The organism is Albidovulum inexpectatum (genome assembly GCF_002927635.1).
GTDB classification, from domain to species: Bacteria; Pseudomonadota; Alphaproteobacteria; order Rhodobacterales; family Rhodobacteraceae; genus Albidovulum; species Albidovulum inexpectatum.
Genome location: NZ_PRDS01000001.1, coordinates 203,363 through 223,874, shown reverse-complemented (window position 1 = coordinate 223,874; position 20,512 = coordinate 203,363). Strand labels below are relative to the sequence as shown.

Sequence of the window (20,512 nt, the reverse complement as noted above, 5' to 3'; positions counted from 1 at the left end):
GCTGTCCGCGCGCCCGTCAGGCAAAGACACCGTGGCAGAACCAGCCGCCCGCGATATCGGCGCCATGGGCGAAGAACAGCCACAGCCTGATCCCGCTTGTCGTCTCGACCCGCCAGTAATCGCGCGTGCCTGAGCGCCATTCGGGATCGTCCAGCCACCATTCCGGCGCGATCCGTTCAGGCCCCGTGGCCGAGGCCGTGACAAGGTCTTGCCGGCGCCAGCGAAACTGCCTTGGTACGCCGGGGATATCCGCGGCCTGAACAGGCTCGGGCCGGAAAAGGACGGCCGGGCGGGGGGCATGCGGGTGTGGCCAATGGTCTGCCGGCTCGGACCAGGCCGCGGGCAGGATCAGGGCCGACTTTTCGGGAATATGGCTGTCTGCGGGGGCGAGGCGGGTGATCGCCTCCATCCCGATCCGCGCGCCCAGGCGCGAGATCAGCAGCGACATCGCCTCGGCCTGTGCGGCGGGGGCGGGGCCGTCCGTGCCGGCCAGCGGGCCGCGATGCTGGCGCGGCTGGTACGGTTCGGTTTCGGCGGCTTCGAGCCGCATTACATCGATTCCGAAACCCGGCGCGATGCTCGCGATCCGTACATTCAGGACCGAGCGCATCAGCATGGGATCGGCCGAAGGGCGCGCAAGGCCAAAGGTCAGTTCCTGAACGCTGCGGTCGGTTCGGAACAGTTGCAGCCGCAGCCGCCGTGCCCCATGGCCCTGATCCTGCAGGCGCCGGCACAGTGCAGGCAGCAGCCGGTCGAGGCCTGCCGTGATGTCTTCGGGCAGGCCGATCGGATCGGGGAAGGTCAGGCGGACGGCGAAATGCAGCGGCTGCCGTGCCGGAGAGATCGGCTCGGGCTCGAGGCCCAGCGCCTGGTCCAGCCGTCTGATCAGCGCCGGACCAAAGCGCCGGGCCAGGGGTGCGCGCGCCATGCCCAGAAGATCGCCCACATGGCGCAGGCCCAGCCGTGCAAGGCCATCGACGATATTCGGGGGCAGGCGCAACGCGGCAAGCGGCAGGGGCGCCAGTGCCTGCCGGGTCTGGCCCGGCGCGGCAATGCGGCTGCTGGTTATGGCGCGGGCAGCCGGCAAGGGGGGCGCGCCGCCCTTCAGCCAATGACGTCGTGCCGCGCGCGAACGTGTCGCGCGCGCCTCCTGGTCGATTGAATCGCCATTGCGGCCTGTCGGGGCGGGCATGTCGGCATGGCGGGCCAGTGCCCATGCCGCGCCGACGGTGTCGGCAATCGCGGCCCGAACGGTCAGGCCGAGTCTGGCGCAATCGGTTTCGACGGTCTGCAGCACGCCATCCTCGCCGCCGAAGAGATGGGCCGCACCGGTCAGATCGACGATCAGCGAATCGGGCGGCTCCTCGCCGATCCAGGGGCTGAAGCGTCCGGCCCAGCGGCGAAGCGCGGCCAGAAAGGCGCGTTCGGCCTGCAAGTTCTGGGGGCGTGTGACCAGTTCAGGGCAGATCGCGCGCGCCTCGGCCAAGGGTTGGCCCCGATACAGCCCCCGCGATTCAGCCCCGACCGACAGCGAGGTCAGGGTCTGGCGGCCCGCCTGTTCGCCCACGATGGCAAAGGCCTCGGGCGGCAGGGTGCGCATCTGGCGCAGCAGCCGCTCGGCGCCAAGGCGGGGAAACCACAGGGACAGGATCCGGCGATTGCGCATAAATGTTCCGTTTTTGTTCCATTATTATTGCGCAGCCGGCAGGGAGTCGAGTCAGCCGAAGACGAAAAGGGCGCGCGGCATTCTCGCGCGCCCAGCTGCCAAGGATGGGGCCATTGGCCCCGAAGGCCGTTCCTGTCAGGCCGACTGGGTCTGGCCAGGACGCCCGAACAGGGCCCATGCCGCCAGCCCAAGCGTCAGCACGCCGGTCACCAGCGCGTTCCACGTGGCCGCGAAGGCGCCCGCGCCTTCACCCGATGTCAGCGCGGCGAAACCCAGAACCCAGGGAGATACCGCGACCCAGAGGCCGATGGCCATGTCGGCCCATTCCTCCCAGTCGTGGTATTCCACGATCGCCAGCGCGGCCAAGGCAACGATCAGCGCGCCAAAAACCAGCGCGTTCCAGAAGGCCGCCGAAATATCGGCAAAGCCCAGAAGCCACGGAGACAGGAACAGCCATACGCCAAGCAGAAGGTTGATACCGTCCTGCCAGCGTTCGGTTGCTTTCTTGAAGAAGTCCCTCATCGCACACCCCTCCTTTCGAACGGTCTGCCTGACAAACATCCTTCAAGAAGGCCCGGACGGGCCGGGTCATCGCCCGGCAGTCCGGGCGTCAACCCGATATCGATTTGGGATTGTCCGTTCGCGTGTCAAGACCCCCTAGCGCCCAAGAAAGGCCCGCAGGATCGCCGCGACCAACGACAGGACGACCGAAACGAGGATCGCCGAGGTCACAGGGATGTAGAGCGTGAAGTTCTCCCGCTCGATCACGATGTCGCCGGGCAGCCGGCCAAGCCCGATCCGGCCGATCAGCGGCCACAGCAGCCCTGCCAGGATGAACAGGATTCCGATCAGGATCAGGATGCGGGACATGGTGAACCTTGCTCCATCATCTTCCCCGTCGCTTCTTCCCGCCCCGTTGCCCCGGGCGTCCGGCGGTTGAGCGGCCGCGGACCTTCACGGATTCCTCGACGGCTTCTTCCACCACGGATTGCCGGGCCAGAGGGTCGTCGGCGACGGCCAGTTCCACCGCTTCCAGCCGTTTGATCTCGTCACGCAGCCGGGCGGCTTCCTCGAATTCGAGGTTCTCGGCGGCCTTGCGCATCTGCGTGCGCAGGGCTTCGAAATGGGCGGCGAGATTCGCGCCGACCAGCGGCTTTTCGACCTTGGCCGTCACGCGCGCCATGTCAACGTCGCCCTGGTAAAGGCCGGCCAGGATGTCTTCGACATTCTTCTTCACCGTCGCGGGCGTGATGCCATGCGCCTTGTTGTAGGCGATCTGCTTTTCGCGTCGGCGGTTCGTCTCGGCAATGGCGCGTTCCATGCTGCCGGTGATGCGGTCCGCATACATGATGACGCGGCCCTCGGCGTTGCGCGCCGCGCGCCCGACCGTCTGGATCAGCGAGGTTTCGGACCGCAGGAAGCCCTCCTTGTCGGCGTCAAGGATTGCCACCAGACCGCATTCGGGAATATCCAGACCCTCGCGCAGCAGGTTGATGCCGATCAGCACGTCAAAGGCGCCCAGCCGCAGGTCGCGCAGGATCTCGATGCGTTCGATCGTGTCGATGTCGGAATGCATGTAGCGGACCTTGATGCCCTGCTCGTGCAGGTATTCGGTCAGGTCCTCGGCCATGCGTTTGGTCAGCGTCGTGACCAGCGTCCGGTACCCCTTGGCCGAGACCTTGCGGATCTCGTCCAGAAGATCGTCCACCTGGGTCTCGACCGGCCGGACCTCGATTTCGGGATCCAGCAGGCCGGTGGGGCGGATCACCTGCTCGACGAAGACGCCACCGGTCTGCTCCAGCTCCCACTTGCCCGGCGTGGCCGAGACGAATATCGATTGCGGGCGCATTGCATCCCATTCCTCGAATTTCAGCGGCCGGTTGTCCATGCAGCTGGGCAGGCGGAAACCATGCTCGGCCAGGGTGAACTTGCGCCGGTAGTCCCCGCGATACATGCCGCCGATCTGGGGGATGGTCACATGGCTTTCATCGGCAAAGACGATTGCGTTGTCGGGGATGAATTCGAACAGGGTGGGCGGCGGCTCGCCCGGGGCGCGGCCGGTCAGGTAGCGCGAGTAGTTCTCGATCCCGTTGCAGGTGCCGGTGGCCTCCAGCATCTCCAGGTCGAAATTCGTGCGCTGCTCCAGGCGCTGTGCCTCCAGCAGCTTGCCCTCGTCGGTCAGCTGTTTCAGGCGCTGGGCGAGTTCCGCGCGGATGCCCTTGATCGCCTGCTGCAACGTGGGGCGCGGTGTCACGTAGTGGCTGTTGGCATAGATGCGGATCTTGCGGAACGTATCGGTGCGATGCCCGGTCAGCGGGTCGAACTCGGTGATCGATTCCAGTTCTTCGCCAAAGAAGCTGAAGCGCCAGGCGCGATCTTCGAGGTGCGCGGGCCACAGATCGACCGTGTCGCCCTTGACGCGGAAACAACCGCGCTGAAAGCCGGCATCGGCGCGCCGGTATTGCTGGGCCACGAGATCCGACAGGAAGCGGCGCAGGTCGATCAGCTGGCCGACCTCCAGATCCTGGGTCATCGCCGAATAGGTCTCGACCGAGCCGATGCCGTAGATGCACGAGACAGATGCGACGATGATGACGTCATCGCGCTCCAGCAGCGCCCGGGTCGCCGAGTGGCGCATCCGGTCGATCTGTTCGTTGATCTGGCTTTCCTTCTCGATATAGGTGTCCGAACGCGGCACATAGGCCTCGGGCTGGTAATAGTCGTAATAGCTGACGAAATACTCTACCGCGTTGTCGGGGAAGAATCCCTTGAACTCGCCATAGAGCTGCGCCGCCAGCGTCTTGTTGGGGGCAAGGATGATGGCAGGCCGCTGGGTGGCCTCGATTACCTTGGCCATGGTAAAGGTCTTGCCCGTCCCGGTGGCGCCCAGCAGGACCTGGTTGCGTTCGCCGGAAAGGATCCCTTCGGCCAGTTCCTCGATCGCCTGCGGCTGGTCGCCGGCGGGCTTGAATTCGGTCTGCAGGACGAATCGCTTTCCGCCCTCCAGCTTGGGCCGCGTCAGAACCTCGGGGCGACGGGTGGGCAGATTGGTATTGTTGTGCGGCATGGACGACTCCTTCGTCCCACAAGATGATGGCTTCGGGCGCGGGTTCAAGGCGGGCAATCATGGGCTCGGGCCGATATCGGGGCAAGGGCGAAGCCACACATGTTTTCCGATCATTCATCAACTTATGGTTGAACCGTGCGTTGATCTGCTGTAACGTGACAAGTGCAAGCAGGGCTGGCATCCGGTCAAAGGCACCACCCACCCACCACCACCCACCTTGCGCTCGAATTTTTCCAGAGCGGCGACCGGATGCCAGACTGCTTGCGACTTTGCCCTCTACTCTTTGGTCTTGCGCGTCCGGCCCCGTTTCACGATAACGGGCCCCGAACCAGACGGAGTGTGACCCATGCGCGCACGCATCTATCAGCCCGCCCGCAATGCAATGCAGTCGGGTACGGCCAAGTCGAAGTACTGGATTCTCGAATTCATGCCGGCCAAACCGCGGGCCGTGGACCCCTTGATGGGCTGGACCATGAGCGGCGAAACCCAGACCCAGGTACGGCTGCGCTTCGATTCGCGCGAGGCGGCCGAGACCTATGCCCGCACCCACGGCATCGATTATGTCGTGGTGCAGCCGCACAAGCGGCAGCCCAACCTGCGGCCGCGCGGCTATGGCGAGAACTTCGCCACCAACCGCCGCATTCCCTGGACGCACTAGACCTGTGAGCGCGAAGCCGGGCCTCATGGCGCCGGAAATCAGGCGTGACGATCCGCGCGCATCCGATCTGTGCCTGCTGATGACGCGGCATGCCGAGGAGATGCATGCCGACACGCCCCCCGAAAGCAACCACATGCTGGGCGCCGACGAACTCGCGGCTTCCGGCATCGACTTCTTCGTAATGCGGGTCGCGGACAGGCCGGTTGCCATGGGCGCGGTCAAGACCCTGTCGGGCGACCATGCCGAGATCAAGTCGATGCATGTCCTGCGTGAATATCGCGGCCAGGGTCTTGCGCGCCTGATGCTGGATCACCTGATCGGGCATGCACGTCGGAAAGGCTTTCGGCGCCTGAGCCTCGAAACCGGCGCCCAGCCGGGCTTTGCGGCGGCCCGGGCGCTGTACGAAGGGGCCGGTTTCGTCGAATGCCCTGCCTTTGCTCCGTATCGGCCGGATCCGAATTCGGTTTTCCTGACCATGGCGCTGCACGCCCCGGGCGGGCGGTGACATCCGCCTTGCACGGCCCTGCCCGCTGCGGATAAAGGGAAGCCAGCGGTCCCGTAGCTCAACTGGATAGAGCAGCTGACTTCTAATCAGCAGGTTGAGGGTTCGAGTCCTTCCGGGATCGCCATTCTCCGCGCGTCATTCCGGTCGTTCCGTCACCGGCGCGCCGCCTTCGAACCAGTTGGGGCGGGAATAGTCGCAGGGCGCTTCCTGCATTTCCAGATGCAGCCGGTTTCCGGTATAGGGATGGGCCCGGGCCAGGTCCTCGTCGAAGTCGATCCCAAGGCCGGGCGCGTCGGGCACGATGACATGGCCATCTTCCCAGTGAATCGAATTGCGGATCAGCCGCAGGTGAAACTCGCCGCCGGTCTCGATCGTCTCGACCATCAGCAGGTTCGGTATCGAGGCACCCAGCTGGATATTCGCCGCCCATTCAACCGGCCCGGCATAGAGATGCGGCGCGATCTGCGCGGTAAAGCATTCGGCCAGTGCGGCGATCTTCCTTGTTTCCCAAATGCCGCCGGCACGGCCAAGCGCAGGTTGCAGGATGCGCGCCCCGCCCGTTCGCAGGACCGTGGCGAATTCGGCCTTGGTGCACAGACGTTCACCCGTTGCAACCGGTATCCGGACGCCATTCTGCACCGCCGCAAGATCCAGCAGGTTGTCGGGCGGAATGGGCTCTTCGTACCATAGCGGCCCAAAGGGTTCGATCGCCTGGCCAAGCCGGATCGCGCCAGCGACGTTGAACTGGCCGTGCGTGCCGAACAACAGGTCGGCGCGGTCGCCCACGGCCTCGCGGATCGCGCGGCAGAAGGCGACCGAACGCGAGATGTCGCTGGCCGAAGGGTCATGCCCGCCGCGGATCGTGTAGGGCCCCGCGGGATCGAACTTGACTGCGGTGAACCCCATGCCGACGAACCGCGCTGCGGCTTCGGCCGTCAGGTCCGGATCGACCCAGAACTGGCCGGTTTCCTTTCCGCGCTCGGGATACAGATAGGTATAGCTGCGCAGTCTTTCGTTGATCTTGCCGCCAAGCAGCGCGTGAACGGGACGATTGCGCGCCTTGCCGACAATGTCCCAGCAGGCCATCTCGAGCCCCGAAAAGGCGCCCATCACCGTCAGGTCGGGCCGCTGGGTGAAACCGGACGAATAGGCCCGCCGGAACATCAGTTCGACATTTTCGGGCGATTCGCCCAGCATGTGGCGGGCAAAGACGTCCTCGATCACGGCCCGCATCGCGTCTGGCCCGACCGAAGACGCATAGCACTCGCCATATCCCGAGATCCCGTCGTCGGTCGTCAGCTTGACGAAGATCCAGTATCGCCCGCCCCAGCCGGGGGGCGGTGGCGCGACGACGAAAATCTCCAGATCCTTCAGCCGCATGTTCGTCTCCGTTGGCTTGGGTCAGTTTCTGTCTTCGAACAGGATCACGTTGCGACGCGCACCGCCCGACCGCGTGTCGGCGATCGCCTCGTTGATCTGGTCAAGCCGCCAGCGCCCCGAGATCAGCCGATCCAGCGCGATGCGCCCCTGCCGGACCAGATCGGTGATCCACGGGATGTCGCGTGCCAGCACGACGTCGCCCATGAAAGAGCCCATGATGCCCTGGCCAGTCGCCGCGAATATCACGGGTTCATACGAGGCATGCGCGCCGGATGGTGGCATGCCGACGGCAACGATGCGTCCACCGGGCGCAAGATAGCGTCCGGCGGTTTCATAGGCCGGTATCGCGCCGACGGCTACGAGGACAGCGTCGGCCCCCCGTCCGACCAGCGCGCGAAGTGCGGTCCAAGGCTTCGGCGCGGTGGCCAGAACACCGTCGGTCGCGCCGAATTCGCGGGCGATCTCAAGCTTTTCGGGGCTCAGGTCCACGGCGATGACGCGCGCCGCGCCGGCCAGTCGCGCGCCCTGGATCGCGTTCAGGCCGACGCCGCCGGCTCCGATCACCACGACGACTTCGCCGGGCCGGACCCGCGCCGTGTTGATGGCCGCGCCCAGCCCGGTGATGACGCCGCAGGACAGAAGTGAACCGCTGGCCGGGTCAATGCCCTCGGGCAGGGGCACGACCTGGCTTTCGTGCACGACCACGCGCTCGGCGAATGCCGCGCAGTTCATGCCTTGTCCGATCACCTGTCCGTCGCGCGACAGGACGGGGGGAACCGTGGGCGGCGCTGCACATCGCGTCGGATGGCCCGCCGCGCATTGGGCGCATCGACCGCAAGATCGGATCAATGTCACCAGAACGCGCGCGCCCAGAGGCAGGGATGCCCCGGCGGGCGCGGCGGAAATCCGGCCTGCCGCCTCGTGCCCGAACACGGCGGGAAAATCGCCACCCCAGGCACCGTCGATATAGGAGATGTCGGAATGGCAGATCGCGCAGGCCTCGATGGTGACCTCGACTTCTCCGGGCAGGGGCGCGCGCAGTTCGACGGTATCGACTTCCAGCGCCTTGCCGGCTGCGGGGCAGATTGCGGCCTTGATCCGGGGCATTGGCATCTCCTTTCGGGCTCAGGCTAGGAGGCGCGCGGTGGGTTGGCGCGCGACCCTGCGACAAGGACTGTCACACAGGCGACAAGCAGAAGCGCCGCAAGGCCAAAGGGCGCGCCGGGCGCATGAAATGACGCGCCCGGGGCCGTGAAGGCCGCGAAGGTTCCCGTCATCATCGCGGGCGATACGATCATTCCGATCGCGGTGAGAGAGGCCAGAACGCCCTGCAGCTCTCCCTGCTGGTCGTCGGGAGTGGCATTCGACATCATTCCCTGCATGGCCGGGCCGGCGACCGAGCCAAGAGCCGCGAAGGCGGTCATCGCGATGGCGACGGCCCCCGAGGTGATGATGAAGAAGGCCATGCAGGCCAGCGCTTCGATCGCCAGCCCGATCAGGGCCGCCAGGCGGTCGCCCGTGAGGCGTATCAGGGGGCCGATCCCAAACGCCTGTACAAGCGTGAAGAATACGCCATAGCAGGCCAGCGACAGGCCGATCGTGAAGGGCTCCCACCCGAATTGCGCCTTGCCATAAAAGGCCCAGACGGATTCATAGACATGCAACGCGATGTTGTAGATCAGAAAGACGATCAGAAGCCGCCCCAGTCCGGGCAATCGACCGATCGCCCGGAAGGCGCCCAGCGGATTCGCCCGCGCCCACGACAATGCCCGCCGCTTCGCGGCCGACAGCGACTCTGGCAGCACGATCAGCCCAAACAAAAGATTCGCGCCGGCAATGGCCGCGGCCCCCCAGAAGGGCGCGCGGGTGCCAAAGGTTGAAAGAAGGCTGCCAAGAAAAGGCCCCGCGATGAAGCCGATCCCGAATGCGGCGCCGATCAGGCCGAAATTCCGCGCCCGATCCGCGCGCGAGGAGATGTCGGCCATGTAGGCCGTCGCTGTCGAATAGGTGGCCGCCGTCATGCCCGCCACGACGCGGCCCAACAGCAACAGCCAGACCGTTCCCGCAAGCGCCATGATGACGTAATCCAGCGTCATGACGGCCAGCGCCGACAACATGACGGGGCGGCGGCCGAACCGGTCCGAGAGATTGCCGACGACAGGGCCGAACAGGAACTGCATCACGGCAAAGGATGTCGCCAGCAGACCGCCCCAGAGCGCGGCCTCGGACAGCGGTCCGCCCGTCACCTCGGCGATCAGGTCGGGCATGACCGGAAAGATGATGCCGATTCCGATCGAGTCGATCATGGCCGTCAACAGGACGAAGACCCGCGCGGGGGCCTGTGATGCTGTCGATGGGCCAGAGACGCTCATAATGCGGCCGTGATCTGGGCAAGCTGTTCGGCCAGTCCCCGCGGATCGGCAAAAAAGGGCGAATGGCCCGTGTTCATCCACGTCACTGCCTGCGAGCCGAAAGCGGCGGCCATGTCGGCCTGGTATTCGGGCGGGATGACACGATCCTGCTCGCACAGGATGTAATGCCTTCGGACCCGGTCCACGCGATCCAGCGGTGGGCAGGGCGTGGCCTGCGGGGCGATCGGCTCGGGACACAACAGCTCCAACGCGCGGCTTGCGTCCTCGGGCGGGCAGTCGTGATAGAACAGTCCGGGCACATGCGTGGGGTCAAAGCTGTAGGTCACGCCATCCGGCGCGGCGCGGGCGATGCCCGCCAGCGGCTGGCGCGGACCCGCCCGACGCATGTCGATCATCGACAGGCCCGGGCGCGGCACATAGGCACAGACATAGACCAGCCGGTCGATCAGATGCGGTGCGCGTTCCGCGGCAATCGTGACCGGATAGCCCGCCGCGGAATGCCCGACCAGCGTCACGGGCGCGTCGATCGCCTTCAGGATCGACTCGACATACAGATCCAGTGTGGCCTGCGCCGGGGGTGTGCGATCGGCGCCATGGGCGGGCAGGTCGATCGCGCGCGCCTGCAGCCCGCGCGCTGCCAGTTCCGGAATCGCCCGGTCCCAGCACCAGGCGCCATGGCACGAACCATGGACCAGCAACAGGCGACGTTCAGACATGGCCGATCGCGGTCAGGAACTCCGTCAGTACGGCGGCATATTCCTGGGGCTTTTCCACGCAGGGCAGGTGGCCTGCGCCCCGGATCAGGTGGAACCGTGCCCCCCGGATCAGTTCGGCGGTTTCGCGCACCATGTCGGGTGGCGTCGCGCCATCCTCGGCCCCGGCGATCGCAAGCGTGGGCAATGTCAGAGCCGAGGTCGGGGTCAGGAAGTCGGTGCCCGAAATCGCGGCGCAAACCCCGCAATAGCCCTCGGCAGGCTGGCGGGTCAGCATGGCGCGATACAGCTTGACGTCCGGCGTTTCCCGGAATCGGCGCGAGAACCATCGTTCCATCGTCACGTCCGCGATCGCTTCAAGTCCACCTTGGCGGATCGCGGCAACGCGGTCGGCCCACATCTGTGCGGTGCCGATCTTGGCTGCGGTGTTCGACAACACCATCGCGCGGACCTGGTCAAGACGCTTGACCGCCAGACCCTGTGCGATCAGGCCGCCGACCGACAGGCCAACGAAGACGCAGTCGCGGATCTCCAGCGCATCCAGCAGCCGTTCGGCATCGCGCACCAGCGCCCCCATCGAATAGGGCGCGGGCGGACAGGCCGACAGGCCGTGGCCGCGCTTGTCGTACCGTATCAGGCGCAGTCCACGCGGCAGATGCGGGATCAGCCGGTCCCACATGCGCAGATCGGTACCCAGCGAGTTGGCAAAGACGACCGGCGCCCCGTGCGGATCGCCGTCTTCGCGCCAATGCAGGTGGATGTCTCCAAGATCCAGGACGTTCATGCGGTGTTTCCTTGGGATGAGATTGTCCTTGTCAGGCTGCGCCGACGTTCCGGGCGGGGCAAGGGGGATCAGCCGAAACGTTCGAGCGCGCGACTGAACAGCGCGGGATCGACATTGCCGCCCGAGGCGACGACGATGACGTCGTCGCCCTCGATCTCGTCGGGGTGGAACAGCGCGGCGGCAAGGGCCGCCGCTCCGCCCGGCTCGATCACGACGTGAAGGCGTGCAAAGGCCAGGGCCATCGCGGCCATTGCCTCGTCATCGGTGATCGCCAGGCCGGGCGCGCACAATCGTGCCATGATCGGAAAGGTCAGCTCGCCTGGTGCTGGCGTCACGATGGAATCGCAGATCGACCCGGTCGTGCGCGTGTTCCGTTCGATCCGGCCAGAGGCAAGCGATCGTCTTGCATCGTCGAATCCGACGGGCTCGACCGGGCGCGCCTTCAGGCCCGGCGCCCGTGCCTCCAGCGCAAGCGCGATTCCCGACGTCAGCCCGCCGCCGCCGCAGGGCACCAGCACCTGCGCCCGGCTCACGCCATGCTCGGCTGCCTGCGCGGCGATCTCGAGCCCCACCGTGCCCTGACCGGCGATGACCTGCGGTTCGTCATAGGGGCGGATCATGGTCAGGCCGCGCTCTTCGGCCAGAGCCGCGCCGATCGCTTCGCGGTCGCCGGTTGCACGGTCATACAGCACGACCTCGGCCCCATAGGCGCGGGTATTGTCGATTTTCAATCGCGGCGCGTCCGAGGGCATGACGATCACACAGGGCGCGGCATGACGGCTGGCGGCAAAGGCCACGCCCTGGGCATGGTTGCCCGAGGATATGGCGATGACGCCCCGCGCACGCTGCGGTATCGGCAGCGCCGACACCGCCGACCATCCGCCCCGCAGCTTGAAGGAGCCGGTATGTTGCAGGCATTCCGCCTTGACCCAAACCCGCCGGCCCGCGATCCGGTCCAGAAAGGGCGAGTTCAACAGCGGCGTGCGCAGCGCAACGCCCTGCAACCGTCCGGCGGCGGCTTCGATCATGCCGATGTCCATGTTGCCTCCAGCCAGGCATCGATGGCGGCCAGCGCCTCGGGTTCGTCCAGAAAGGGCACATGCCCGCGGTCGGGCACCTCTGCCACGATCATGTCGGGCCTGCGCGCGCGCATCGCGGCCACCGTTTCGGGGGAAAGAAGGTCGGAATTGGCTCCCCGGATCAATGCCAGCGGCAGGCCCGCGCAGGCATCGAACAGGGGCCACAGGTCCGCCGGGGGGGCGGAAAACGCCTGAAGGAACGATTGGCGCAGTTCGGGGTCATATCGGATGCGCAAGCCCTGTGGCGTCTCTTCGTATTGCCGTTCGGCAAAGGCGCGCCAACGCTCGGGTGGGACATTGCGGAATTCCGGCATCGCGGCGGGCAGTTTCCGGGCAATTTCGTCCAGGCTGCGCGCGGCCGGGTTGCGGCCGACATAGTCCTTGATGCGTTCAAGTCCCGCGCGTTCGATTACCGGGCCGATGTCGTTCAGGCACAGACCGGCCATCCGGCCATGTGCCCCGGCCGCCAGCGCCATGCCGATCAATCCGCCGCGCGATGTGCCGATGATCGCCGCGCGATCGATACCAAGGTGGTCCATCAGCTCCAGCACGTCGCGCGCCTCGCGCTCGACCGTATAGGTCGCCCCACCGGTCCATTCGGAATCGCCCCGCCCCCGATAATCGGGCCGTATCATGCGGAAACGATGTACCAGATGCGGCACAAGGAAATCGAAGTCGCGCCCCGAACGGGTCAACCCGGCAAGGCACAGGACCGGCGGCCCCGCGCCATCGTCGCGCCAGGCAAGACGCGCGCCGTCCGAAGCGGTGAAGTAATGCAAAGTCATGTCAGGGCGAGGTCGGGGATCGTGGACAGGTCGGACAGGACATGTTCCGGCCGGGCGGGCAGACGATCGACGGGGGCGCCCGCGCGGTTCACCCAGGCCGTCCGAAAGCCATAATGCGCGGCGCCGGCCGCATCCCAGCCATTCGACGACACGAACAATACCTGGTCGCGCGGGCATCCGAACCGGTCGATCACCAGGCCATAGACACGCGCGTCGGGCTTGAAGACGCCCACGCTTTCGACGGACAGGACATCGGCAAGAAGATCGCCGATCCCCGCCGACTGCACGGCGTCGCCCAGCATGCCAGGCGATCCGTTCGACAGGATGGCGGCGGGCAGGCCTGCGTCACGCAGGCGCGTCAGCATCGCGGGCACTTCGGGATAGGACGACAATCGGCGATAAAGATCCAGAAGACGCGCGCGCAGCGAGTTATCCGCAAGGTCGAGCGATTCCATCGCCCAGTCCAGCGCGTCCTGCGTCACCTGCCAGAAATCCGTGTGTTCCCCCATGATCGCGCGCAGCCAGCTGTATTCCAGTTGCTTGGCGCGCCAGCGATCCGACAGGGTGGGCCAAAGCCTGGCCAGGGATTCGCATCCGGGCTCTGCGGCGGCCTCGCGCGCGGCGGCGGATACGTCGAAAAGTGTGCCATAGGCGTCGAAGATGCAGACGGATATTGTCATGGCCTCTCCCCGGTGCTTTGCCTGCACAGTGGCGCAGCAAGTCGGGCGGGGCAAGAGGTGGCGGAACGCGCGCGCGACGTCGTGAATGTGCAGGCGGACGGACAGGTGATGTGATGGAATGGCGGGATCACGGACTTCTCCTGACCTTGCGCCGGCATGGCGAGAACTCGGCGATCGTCGAGGTCTTTGCCCATGACCACGGGCGTCACGCGGGCGTGGTGCGCGGGGCGACATCGCGCAGGATGGCCGGTGTCCTGCAGCCCGGTTCGCAGGTCGATGTCACGTGGCGCGGCCGGCTGGAGGAGCATATCGGCACCTTCGCGGTCGAACCTGTCCGATCGCGGGCGGCGATCCTGTCCGACGCCGATGCCCTTGCGGGACTGAATTCGGTTTGCGCCTTGCTGCACGTGACCCTGCCCGAGCGAGAGCCGCACAGGAGGCTTTATGCCGGGACGGTCGCGTTGCTGGATGCGATGGCTGCCGGGCAGGATTGGCGCGCGGCCTATCTGCGGTGGGAAATGTTGCTGCTTGACGATCTGGGCTACGGGCTGGACCTGTCGGCCTGCGCGGTCACGGGCAGCGACCAGGATCTTGCCTGGGTCAGTCCGCGATCGGGGCGCGCCGTGTCACGGGCGGCCGGGGCCGAATGGGCGGACCGGCTGCTGCAGCTTCCGCCTTGCCTGCGCGGCGGCGTGCCGCGCGACAATGCCGAGCTGGTCGCGGCGCTTCAGACAACTGGCTGGTTTCTCGAACACCGCCTGCTGCGCGACCTGCATCGCCCCTTGCCCGAAGCCCGCGCGCGCCTGATCGCCCGGCTGTCCCGGGCCCCGGGTCTTCCGTCGGCCCAGGACACCGACTCATGAACGCGCAACCAGAAGCGTGTTGCGGCGAGTTTGATGAGGGCGAGGAAATTGGCGTCGTGTTTTTCGTATCGGGTTGCGATGGCCCGGTAGTGCTTGAGCTTGGAGAAAAATCGTTCGATCCGGTTGCGCCGCTTGTAGGTTTCGCGGTCCAGCGCCGGCGGGCGCCTGGCCCCCCTTTTTGCGTTGGCCCCGTGCTGGTGAACGCGGATGGAAGAACTGTCCACCGACTGTTCCGACCCCTCATAAGCTGCGGATACCGCCTCGAATATCCGATCCCAGACTCCCAGCTTCGTCCATCGCACAAATCGATTGTAGCAGGTCGTATAGGGGCCGTAGCGCTCGGGAATATCGGCCCAGGGCGATCCGGTCCGCAGTCGCCAATAGATGCCATTCAGGACACGCCGGTCATCGACCCGCGGCACCCCGCGCGGCTTGTTCGGCAGAAGCGGCTCGATGATCGACCATTCGAAGTCGGTCAGATCGTAGCGACGTTGAGACATGCTGCTCTCCTCTTTCCCAGAAGTGAATCAGCATTCCTCAAACGCCGCTAGCAATTCATGAGTGTGTGACCTAGGCGTCATGCCTGCGGGCGCACCCGGAAGACCGCGACATACAGCGCGGGTGCGAAGACGAGCGTGATCACCGTGCCCGCGATGATGCCACCCATCATCGCGTAGGCCATCGGCCCCCAGAAGATCTGACGCGAGATCGGGATCAGGGCAAGGCTCGCCGCCGCCGCGGTCAGCAGGATCGGGCGCGCGCGGGTATCGGTCGCCTGAAACACGGCATCCCAGGTGGCAACGCCTTTCGCCTTCAGCGCCTCGATTTCGTCCACCAGGATCACCGAGTTGCGGATCAGGATGCCCACCAGCGCCAGAACCCCAAGGATCGCGACAAAGCCCAGAGGCGCGCGGGATGGTACAAGTGCCGCGACCACGCCGATCAGCCCCAGCGGCGCCACGCAAAGCACCACAAAGGTCAGCCGGAAGCTTTGCATCTGGATCATGATCAGCGTCAGCATGATCAGCACCATCAGCGGCACGACCGCCGCGATCGGCGCCTGGCTCTTGGCGCTTTCGGCGACCGAACCGCCGACCTCGACGTGGTATCCAAAGGGCAGCGTGGCCGCGAAGGCCGCGATGTCATCCTCCAGCGCCTTGACGATGGTGGCGGGCTGCGCCTTGCCCTCGATCGCGGCCTTGACGGTGATCGTGGGCATCCGGTTGCGCTGGTTGATCACCGGCTGTTCGGTCTCGTAGCCGAAGGTTGCGACCGAGCGCAGCGGGATCGCCCGCCCGGATCCGGTCGCAAGTTGCAGACTTTCCAGCGCTTCGATCGAGCCGCGCGATTGCTCGTCCCCGCGGGCGCGGATGTCGATCAGATAGGTGGCGTCGCGCAGCTCGGTCACCGTGGCGCCGTCGAAGATGGTGTACAGCGCGTTGGCGATATCGGTCGTGGCGATGCCCAGCTGACGCGCCCGGTCATGCAGGATGTCCACGCGGATCACGCGCGCGGGTTCGTTCCAGTCCATCACGATGTCGCGCAGCCGCGGATCGGTGGCGACCACCGCGGCAAGATCCCGCGCCCGGTCGCGAAGCACGTCGATATCCGGCCCCGAGATGCGGTATTGCACGGGGCGGCCGACGGGCGGCCCGATCTCGAGGAACTTCACGAAGACATCCACGCCCGGAAATTCGCGCGCCGCGACGTCGCGCAACTGCGCCTGCAGGGCGTTTCGGTCCTCGACCGAAGGGGTCTGGATCACGATCTGCCCGACATTCGGCCCCGGCGTCAGTACATCATAGGCCAGCAGGAAGCGCGGTGCGCTGCGCCCGACATAAGCCGCCCAGTATTCGACATGCGGGTTGTCCTGCAGGTAGCTTTCCAGCCGCGCCATCTGGGCCGAGGTCTCGTCGATCGTGGCGTTCTGGGGCAGGGCGACATCGACCAGCAATTCGGGCCGGTCGGAATTGGGGAAGAATTGCTGTTCGACGAACCGCATTCCCCAGACCGAAAGGGCAAAGGCCGCGACCGTCAGGCCGATCGTGGCCCAGCGGTGAATCATGGCCCAGCGCAGCACCCGGTGGAAGGCGCGGCGCAGGCGGCCCGGCTCGGCATGGGCGTGTTTCAGTTTCTCGGGCAGGAAGGTGACGCCCAGAAGCGGCGCGAACAGCACCGCGACGATCCACGAGATCAGCAGCGAAACCGCGATCACCACGAAGAGCGAGAAGGTGAACTCGCCCGCCGCCGAGTTGTTCAGACCGATCGGGATGAAGCCCGCCACAGTCACCAGCGTTCCGGTCAGCATCGGCCAGGCGATCGATGTCCAGGCATAGGAGGCCGCGCGGTTCAGGCTTTCGCCCTTTTCCAGCCGGGCGATCATGGTTTCGATCGCGATCATCGCGTCATCGACCAGAAGGCCCAGCGCGATGATCAGGGCGCCCAGCGAGATCCGCTGCAGCGTGAAGCCCGAATAATGCATGATGACAAAGGTGATCCCCAGCACCATCGGGATCGTCATGCTGACCACCAGCCCTGCCCGCACGCCCAGGCTGACGAAGCTGACCGCAAGCACGATCAGCACGGCCTCCAGCAAGGCCTGCAGGAAATGGCCCACCGCCTCGTCCACGACATGGGGCTGATTGGCGATCTGGTGGATCTCGATGCCGATGGGCAGGCTGGCCTGAGCCTCGGCCATCACGCGGTCCAGTTCCTTGCCGAATTCCAGGATGTTCGCGCCGGCCTTCATGCCGACGGCCAGTCCGATCGCATCCTGACCACGATAGCGGAACATCTCGGCCGGCGGGTCTTCATAGCCGCGCCGGATGGTCGCGACATCGGCCAGCCGGAAGAAGCGGTCGCCGACGCGCAGGTTGATCTGCTCGAGACTCTCGGTGCCCGAGAACTGTCCGCCCAGACGCACCAGAATGCGTTCGGGGCCAGATTCGATCACTCCCGACGGCAGGATCGCGTTCTGCGAGGCCAGCGTCGCCTGTACCGCCTGCTGGTTCAGCCCCAGCGCCGCAAGGCGTTCGGTCGAGAATTCCAGATAGATCACCTCGTCGCGGGTGCCGAAGATCTCGACCTTGCCGGCATCGGGCAGGGCCTGAACGGCGCGGCGGACCCGTTCGACCTCGTCGCGCAGTTCGCGGGGGGTAAAGCCGTCGGCGGTGAAGGCATAGAGATTGCCGAACACGTCGCCGAAATTGTCGTTGAACTGGAAGCCCGCGAATTCGGCCGGGAAGTCCGCCCGGATATCGGCCATCATGTTGCGCACCTTCTGCCAGATGCGCGGCAACTCGCCCGACCGGGTGGTGGGCAGAAGCTCGACATAGACGATTGCCACGCCGGGACGGGTGACCGATCGCGTATGGTCCAGCTCGCCCAGTTCCTCGAGCTTCTTCTCGATGCGCTCGGTGACCTGGGTCAGCGTTTCCTGCACCGTCGCGCCGGGCAGGGCGGCGGTGATGATCATGGTCTTGATGGCGAACTGGGGATCTTCCTCGCGTCCGATCTGCACATAGGCCATGATCCCGCCGACCAGCGAGACGATCATCAGGAACCAGACGAAGGACCGGTGCTGCAGCGCCCAGTCAGAGAGATTGAAGCGTTTCATTTCCGGTAACTCGGGCCGACGATCTGCCCGTCCTTCAGCGAATGGATGCCCTTTGTGACGACCTCGGCCCCGGGGGCAAGGCCTGTCTCGATCACGACGAAATCGTCGCCCGATGCAGCGATGGTGACCGGGGTCAGGTGCACCCGGTCATCTGACCGGTCCACCACCCAGACGGCGGCGCCATCGGCGGTTTCCAGCACCGCCGTGCGGGGCAGGATGATACGCCCTTCATCTCGCGCCCGGGCACTGACCTGCACAAGCGCCCCCAGCCGGAATGCCGGGTCCGGCTCTCTCAGGCGCAGGTGTACGCGGCGCGTACGGGTCGTCTGTGCCGCAACCGGGTCGATCCGATCCAGTGTTGCCACGGTTTCGATTTCGGGATTGACGACAAGGCGCGCGACGAATTCGGCGTCGCTGGCGATGGATGCCGCGTCCTGTTCGGTCACGTCGATGACGATTTCCCGTTCGCCGGTGCCCGCAAGCGAGACAACAGGCTGGCCCGCCGAGACGGCAGCGCCCGGTTCGACCAGGACCGCCGTCACCACCCCGTCCTGCGGCGCGCGCAGCGTGGCCAGGTTCAGCAGGTCCGACGCCCGGTTGCGGGTGGCGATCGCCTGGTCCATCCGTGCCTGCGCCGCGACCAGGGCGCGTTCGGCATCCTCGAGGCGCGTCTTTGCCCCGACACCGCGTTCCAGCAGTTTGCGCGCGCGCTCGACCGCGTCCTGGGCCGATCGCAGCTGCGCCCGCGCGACGATCACACCCGCCTCGGCCGAGCGCAGGTCGGCCTCCAGCTCTTCGGGATCGAGCCGCGCGATCAGATCGCCCCGGGCGACGACATCGCCGATCTCGACCGGCCGCTCGGCCAGCGTTCCGGCCAGCGGAAAGCCAAGATCGCTGACAATCCTTGCCGCGACCGTACCGATATAACCCGAAGGCAATTCGGCGCGCGTCTGCGCCAGTACCGAAACGACCGGGCGCGGGTGATCGGCTGGCGCCGTCTGTTCCGCCAGCACGGGTTGAGCGGCCAGCAGTCCCGCCAGGAAAATCGGTATCGCCTTCATTGGCCCGCCTCCGCCGCGGTGACCTGACGCCCGGGATAAAGAAGCTGCGCTCCGCGTCCCACGACCATTGCCCCCTCCTGCAATCCGGCACCGACATAGACCAGGCCGTTCTCATAGCGTTCGACCGTGATCGGGGTCAGCGATACCTGCATGGTATCGGGGTTCACGGTCCATACCGCCGGGCCTTCCGCCGTGGCCGTCAGGGCCTGCCACGGAATCGCGATGCGGCTGTCTCCCGTGATCGTGACGGTCCCCCGGACCGGGTCTCCATAGGAAAGCGTCGGCGGAGGATTGTCGATCTCCACGATCACGACGACCGTTCCGGTGTGCGGATCGATGACGGGGGAAACCTCGGTCAGATGGCCCGTGAATTCGGTTTCGGGGCCGTCAATCTCGGTCAGAATGACGGATTTGGTCGAAGGACCTGGTGTGGGACCTTCGGTAAGCATGATTTCGGGCACGTCAAAGCGCGCCTCCATCCCGTCCCCGATCGCCAGTTCCAGCACCGGTTGGGCTGCGCCGATGACCTCTCCCGGCTCGGCCCAGCGGGCCGTGACCGTCGCAGGACCCGGTGAGCGCAGCACGGTATCCTCCAAGGCCTTGCGCGCGCGATCCAGCTGAGCTTCGGCCTGGGCCAGGGCGCCCTCGGCAATGCGCAGGGCGTCCTCGGCCTGATCCCGGGCAATCCGGGTCGTGGCGCCGCGTTCCAGCAGTGCCTCCTGACGGCGCAGATCCTCGACCGCCTGGCGGTAGTCGGCCCTTGCCGTGGACAGGCCCGCCTCGGCGGCAACCAGGGCCTGTTCCTGCTGAACCGACTCGAGCCGCGCCAGAATGGCGCCTTCATCGACCTTGTCGCCCACATCGACCAGGATCTCGGCGATGCGCCCGCCGGTGGGGAACGACGCCGACAGCGAGTCGCGGGCCCGTGCCTCGCCCGTCAGCGAATAGCTGCGTTCCACGGGCAATGCCTCGGCGGTCACGATTTCGACGGCAAGCGGCGGCGCGGCCCTTAGCGGCGTTGACAGCGCCGCGACAAGGGCGAGAGCATAAATCGGCAGTTTCATGTCGCAATTCCCGTCCGCAGCGAACCGGCACATCCCGACAACACTGGCCGCCGGGCGCCATCTTGAACTGAACGTTTCAGAAGTAAGGGATCGGGGGCGCGCCGACAAGGCCGCCACGGACCCGACCATTTGTGAGATTCCCGATTCGCGTGTATCCTGAATGCGCTTGGGGCGGCAACTCGTCATGATTTCGCATTCTTTCGCTCCTTGCGCATTTGA

General features: G+C 66.1%; 18 protein-coding genes, 1 tRNA gene and 1 pseudogene. 4 read left to right on the top strand and 16 right to left on the bottom strand.

Going from position 1 to position 20,512, the window contains the following annotated elements; translation table 11 throughout:
* Positions 1-16: 16 nt before the first annotated feature.
* The 4 genes from LV82_RS01145 to uvrB all read right to left on the bottom strand — a co-directional run bounded on the left by LV82_RS01145 (position 17) and on the right by uvrB (position 4,733).
* Entirely contained in the window at positions 17-1,666 is a 1,650-nt protein-coding gene (locus tag LV82_RS01145) for a Y-family DNA polymerase (protein ID WP_104068872.1), read from the bottom strand.
* Positions 1,667-1,801: 135 nt separating this feature from the next.
* A complete protein-coding gene (locus LV82_RS01140) occupies positions 1,802-2,188 on the bottom strand; it encodes an SPW repeat protein (protein ID WP_104068871.1) in 387 nt (128 codons plus the stop codon).
* 135 nt (positions 2,189-2,323) lie between these two features.
* Positions 2,324-2,536 (bottom strand): DUF2905 domain-containing protein, encoded by a 213-nt coding sequence (locus LV82_RS01135; protein ID WP_104068870.1) that lies wholly within the window; start codon positions 2,534-2,536, stop codon positions 2,324-2,326.
* A 16-nt stretch (positions 2,537-2,552) separates the two neighbouring features.
* A complete protein-coding gene (gene uvrB, locus LV82_RS01130) occupies positions 2,553-4,733 on the bottom strand; it encodes an excinuclease ABC subunit UvrB (protein WP_104068869.1) in 2,181 nt (726 codons plus the stop codon).
* A gap of 346 nt (positions 4,734-5,079) precedes the next feature.
* On the opposite strand from uvrB, the gene LV82_RS01125 reads away from it, so the two are divergent.
* The 3 genes from LV82_RS01125 to LV82_RS01115 all read left to right on the top strand — a co-directional run bounded on the left by LV82_RS01125 (position 5,080) and on the right by LV82_RS01115 (position 6,020).
* Positions 5,080-5,391, top strand: a complete 312-nt coding sequence (locus LV82_RS01125) for an ETC complex I subunit (protein ID WP_104068868.1) — start codon at positions 5,080-5,082, stop codon at positions 5,389-5,391.
* A 25-nt stretch (positions 5,392-5,416) separates the two neighbouring features.
* The gene (locus tag LV82_RS01120) at positions 5,417-5,896 is read left to right on the top strand and encodes a GNAT family N-acetyltransferase (RefSeq protein ID WP_104068867.1); all 480 of its coding nucleotides are present in this window, start codon (positions 5,417-5,419) and stop codon (positions 5,894-5,896) included.
* A gap of 47 nt (positions 5,897-5,943) precedes the next feature.
* A tRNA-Arg gene (locus tag LV82_RS01115) sits at positions 5,944-6,020 on the top strand.
* An 11-nt stretch (positions 6,021-6,031) separates the two neighbouring features.
* Here LV82_RS01115 and LV82_RS01110 read toward each other — a convergent pair.
* The 8 genes from LV82_RS01110 to LV82_RS01075 form a co-directional block, all read right to left on the bottom strand.
* Entirely contained in the window at positions 6,032-7,276 is a 1,245-nt protein-coding gene (locus tag LV82_RS01110; RefSeq protein ID WP_104068866.1) for a mandelate racemase/muconate lactonizing enzyme family protein, read from the bottom strand.
* Between the two features lie 21 nt (positions 7,277-7,297).
* Complete coding sequence (locus tag LV82_RS01105; RefSeq protein ID WP_104068865.1) at positions 7,298-8,383, bottom strand: zinc-binding dehydrogenase; 1,086 nt, start codon at positions 8,381-8,383, stop codon at positions 7,298-7,300.
* Positions 8,384-8,406: 23 nt separating this feature from the next.
* Entirely contained in the window at positions 8,407-9,648 is a 1,242-nt protein-coding gene (locus tag LV82_RS01100) for a TCR/Tet family MFS transporter (RefSeq protein WP_104068864.1), read from the bottom strand.
* Positions 9,645-10,364 (bottom strand): alpha/beta fold hydrolase, encoded by a 720-nt coding sequence (locus LV82_RS01095; protein ID WP_104068863.1) that lies wholly within the window; start codon positions 10,362-10,364, stop codon positions 9,645-9,647. Before LV82_RS01095 ends, LV82_RS01100 begins: the two co-directional genes overlap by 4 nt.
* Complete coding sequence (gene pcaD, locus LV82_RS01090; protein ID WP_104068862.1) at positions 10,357-11,145, bottom strand: 3-oxoadipate enol-lactonase; 789 nt, start codon at positions 11,143-11,145, stop codon at positions 10,357-10,359. Before pcaD ends, LV82_RS01095 begins: the two co-directional genes overlap by 8 nt.
* 68 nt (positions 11,146-11,213) lie before the next feature.
* A complete protein-coding gene (locus LV82_RS01085; RefSeq protein ID WP_104068861.1) occupies positions 11,214-12,185 on the bottom strand; it encodes a threonine ammonia-lyase in 972 nt (323 codons plus the stop codon).
* Positions 12,170-13,009, bottom strand: a complete 840-nt coding sequence (locus tag LV82_RS01080) for an alpha/beta fold hydrolase (RefSeq protein ID WP_104068860.1) — start codon at positions 13,007-13,009, stop codon at positions 12,170-12,172. Before LV82_RS01080 ends, LV82_RS01085 begins: the two co-directional genes overlap by 16 nt.
* A complete protein-coding gene (locus LV82_RS01075; RefSeq protein WP_104068859.1) occupies positions 13,006-13,689 on the bottom strand; it encodes a haloacid dehalogenase type II in 684 nt (227 codons plus the stop codon). The genes LV82_RS01080 and LV82_RS01075 overlap by 4 nt, the downstream gene beginning before the upstream one ends.
* Positions 13,690-13,799: 110 nt before the next feature.
* Here LV82_RS01075 and recO point away from each other — a divergent pair, with 110 nt between their 5' ends.
* Positions 13,800-14,552, top strand: coding sequence for a DNA repair protein RecO (recO, locus tag LV82_RS01070; RefSeq protein ID WP_211289154.1), 753 nt, complete (start codon positions 13,800-13,802; stop codon positions 14,550-14,552).
* Positions 14,553-14,560: 8 nt separating this feature from the next.
* Here recO and LV82_RS01065 read toward each other — a convergent pair.
* The 4 genes and pseudogenes from LV82_RS01065 to LV82_RS01050 form a co-directional block, all read right to left on the bottom strand.
* Positions 14,561-15,052 (bottom strand): annotated as a pseudogene (locus LV82_RS01065) (IS5 family transposase); the annotation flags it as partial.
* A 77-nt stretch (positions 15,053-15,129) separates the two neighbouring features.
* A complete protein-coding gene (locus LV82_RS01060) occupies positions 15,130-18,168 on the bottom strand; it encodes an efflux RND transporter permease subunit (RefSeq protein ID WP_104068857.1) in 3,039 nt (1,012 codons plus the stop codon).
* The gene (locus LV82_RS01055) at positions 18,165-19,229 is read right to left on the bottom strand and encodes an efflux RND transporter periplasmic adaptor subunit (RefSeq protein ID WP_104068856.1); all 1,065 of its coding nucleotides are present in this window, start codon (positions 19,227-19,229) and stop codon (positions 18,165-18,167) included. The genes LV82_RS01060 and LV82_RS01055 overlap by 4 nt, the downstream gene beginning before the upstream one ends.
* Positions 19,226-20,293 (bottom strand): efflux RND transporter periplasmic adaptor subunit, encoded by a 1,068-nt coding sequence (locus tag LV82_RS01050; RefSeq protein WP_170063326.1) that lies wholly within the window; start codon positions 20,291-20,293, stop codon positions 19,226-19,228. Before LV82_RS01050 ends, LV82_RS01055 begins: the two co-directional genes overlap by 4 nt.
* Positions 20,294-20,512 lie beyond the last annotated feature (219 nt).